This is a genomic window from Ramlibacter sp., from assembly GCF_036676645.1.
In the GTDB taxonomy this organism is placed as follows: Bacteria; Pseudomonadota; Gammaproteobacteria; order Burkholderiales; family Burkholderiaceae_C; genus Ramlibacter.
Map to the genome: position 1 here is coordinate 1 of NZ_JAKFCM010000096.1, position 2373 is coordinate 2373.

General features: G+C 72.1%; 3 protein-coding genes. All 3 read right to left on the reverse strand.

Annotated elements, in window-relative coordinates; translation table 11 throughout:
• The coding region (locus V6M57_RS14505; protein WP_332815708.1) for a hypothetical protein at positions 1–807 on the reverse strand (807 nt) is incomplete at its 3' end.
• The gene (gene serC / locus V6M57_RS14510; RefSeq protein ID WP_332815709.1) at positions 800–1921 is read right to left on the reverse strand and encodes a 3-phosphoserine/phosphohydroxythreonine transaminase; all 1122 of its coding nucleotides are present in this window, start codon (positions 1919–1921) and stop codon (positions 800–802) included. The genes V6M57_RS14505 and serC, both read right to left, overlap by 8 nt.
• Positions 1899–2373: urate hydroxylase PuuD (locus tag V6M57_RS14515; RefSeq protein WP_332815710.1), on the reverse strand; the 475-nt coding region annotated here is incomplete at its 5' end. The genes serC and V6M57_RS14515, both read right to left, overlap by 23 nt.

Genomic DNA, 2373 nt, shown 5'->3' on the forward strand with positions numbered 1-2373 from the left:
GGAATGCAGCAGGACGCTGTGCACCTGCACCAGCTCGGCCCCGGCGGCGAGCCGGGCATCGAGGTGTGCAGGGGTCTGGATGCCACCGACCGACAGCAGCGCCATCTGCCCGCCGCACAGCCGGCGCAACTGCTCGATCTGCGCGCAGGCCTGCACCTGCCGGCTGGGGTCCTGCCAGGCCTGATAGCGCTGACGGGTTGCCGGCGGCCCCGGGTCGTGGGCGGCGAGCAGGCCGTCGTAGCCCAGCTCCAGCAGCAGTTCGGCCAAGGCCAGCGGCACCTGGCCGGGCAGGCAGCGCAGTTTGACCGCCAGCGGCACCCGGCGCCCGCAGGCGTTGAGCCGCTGCTGCTCGGTCCGCGCCGCGGCCAGCAGTTGGCGCAGTCGCGGGCGCTGCTCGGCGCCGAGCAGCGCCGCGCTGGCCGGGCCGATCAGGTTGAGCATCAGGTAGTCGGCCAGGGGCCAGGCGTGGGCCAGGCCGGCGCGCAATGCCGCCAGGGACAGGTCCGCGGTGATGCTCAGGTTGAGCCCCAGGCGCGCCGTCCCGGGCCCGAGCGCCCGCGCCGACAGCTGGCTCGTCGCGGCGAGCGCGAGGCTGCCGACCTCGTTGCAAGCGAAGCCCAGCGCACCGGCCCGTCGGCCGAGCCGGCCCTGGCGGTCGAAGCCGGCGGCGATGCCCAGCGGCGAGGCGAAGCGCAGGCCCATCACCTCGACCGGCCGCGGGCTGGCGGGCGCCGTCAGGCAGCGCGCGCTGAGGCAGGCCAGGCGCAGGGCCAGCTGCTGGCCGAGGCGGCGCAGCGGCTCAGCCATGGCGGCGTTCGAAGTCGTGCATGAACCCCAGCAGGCGCTCGACCCCGGCCAGCGGCATGGCGTTGTACAGGCTGGCGCGGACCCCGCCGACCGCGCCATGGCCTTGCAGGTGGTACAGCCCGGCCCGCTGCGCCTCGGCGAGGAACTGCGGCAGCAGGCGCGCGTCGCGCAGCTGGAAGCACACGTTGACGGTCGAGCGATCCGCCACGCGCTGGCGGCAGTGGTAGAAACCGCTGGCATCGACGGCGCGATAGAGCAGCTGGCTCTTCGCCCGGCCGGCACGGGCCATGGCCGCCAGCCCGCCCTGCTGGCCGATCCAGCGCAGCATCAGCGCGGCGCAGTACAGGGCGAACGTCGGCGGGGTGCACAGGCGGCTCTGCTGCTCGGCTTGCAGCGCATAGCTGAACGGCGACGGTAGCCCGGCGCGCGGCGGCCCGAGCAGGTCGTCGCGGACGATCAGCAGGCACAGGCCGGCGACCCCGAGGTTCTTCTGCGCGCTGGCGTAGATCAGGCCGAAGCGCTCGACCGGCAGCGGACGGGTGAGGAAGTCCGAGGTCATGTCCGCCACCAACGGCGCCTGGATCGCCGGAAAATGCTGAAGTTGCAGGCCGTTGGCGGTCTCGTTGCTGGTGACGTGGCAGTAGCCGGCGCGCGGGTCCAGGCGCCATTCGCCGGGCTCGGGAAGCGCCGTGAAGCCGTTGTCCCGGCCGCTGGCGATGATGTTCAGCGGCGTGTGGCGGCGGGCCTCGGCGATCGCCTTGCTCGCCCAGTGGCCGCTTTCCAGGTAGTCGGCCGACTGGCCCGGGGCGAGCAGGTTCAACGGCAGCAGGGCGAACTGGCAGGAGGCGCCGCCGTGCAGGAACAGCACCCGGTAGTTCGGCGGTAGCGCCAGCAGCGCGCGCAGGTCCTGCTCGGCCTGCTGCATCAGGTCCTTGAACGGTGCGCCGGTGAACGGCTGCTCCAGCACGGACAGGCCGCTGCCTTGCCAGTTCGGCAGCTCGTCCTGGATCTGTGCGAGCACCGTCGGCGGCAGCATCGCCGGGCCGGCGGCGAAGTTGTAGCGTTCGCCGCCGCGGGCCGCCGGGCGGTCCTCAGGAAAACAGCTGCAGGCCATGGCCGCCGGCCGCCATCAGGAACAGCAGGGGCATCGACAGGATGGTGTTGCTGCGCGACGAGAGGAAGGTGATCCGCGAGCAGCGTACGCGCTCCTCCAGGCTGGCCGGAACGAAACCCAGCAGCTTCTTCTGGTGCGGCCAGAGCACCAGCCACAGGTTGAGCAGCATCAGGGTGCCGATCCAGGCGCCCAGGCCGATCACCGCCAGCGGGCCCTGCAACAGCAGGGCATCTTCCAGCCAGCCGCGCTGCCAGAGCATCAGCAGGCCGGAGAGCCAGACCACCAGCGAGGCGTAGCGGAAGATGCCGTGCTCGCGCTTCATCCGCTGTTCCAGGTCGCGGTTCAGCGTCGCCGTGTCGATGCCGTTCTGCAGCGGCACGAACCTGGGATTCTGGATGAAGTTGGCGTAGTTGTGGCCGACCCAGACCAGGGCGAACAGCAGGTGGGCGTAG

Excerpts from the sequence above, each read along its gene's own strand:
- serC (WP_332815709.1), bottom strand. The coding sequence starts at position 1,921 with ATGGCCTGCAGCTGTTTTCCTGAGGACCGCCCGGCGGCCCGCGGCGGC.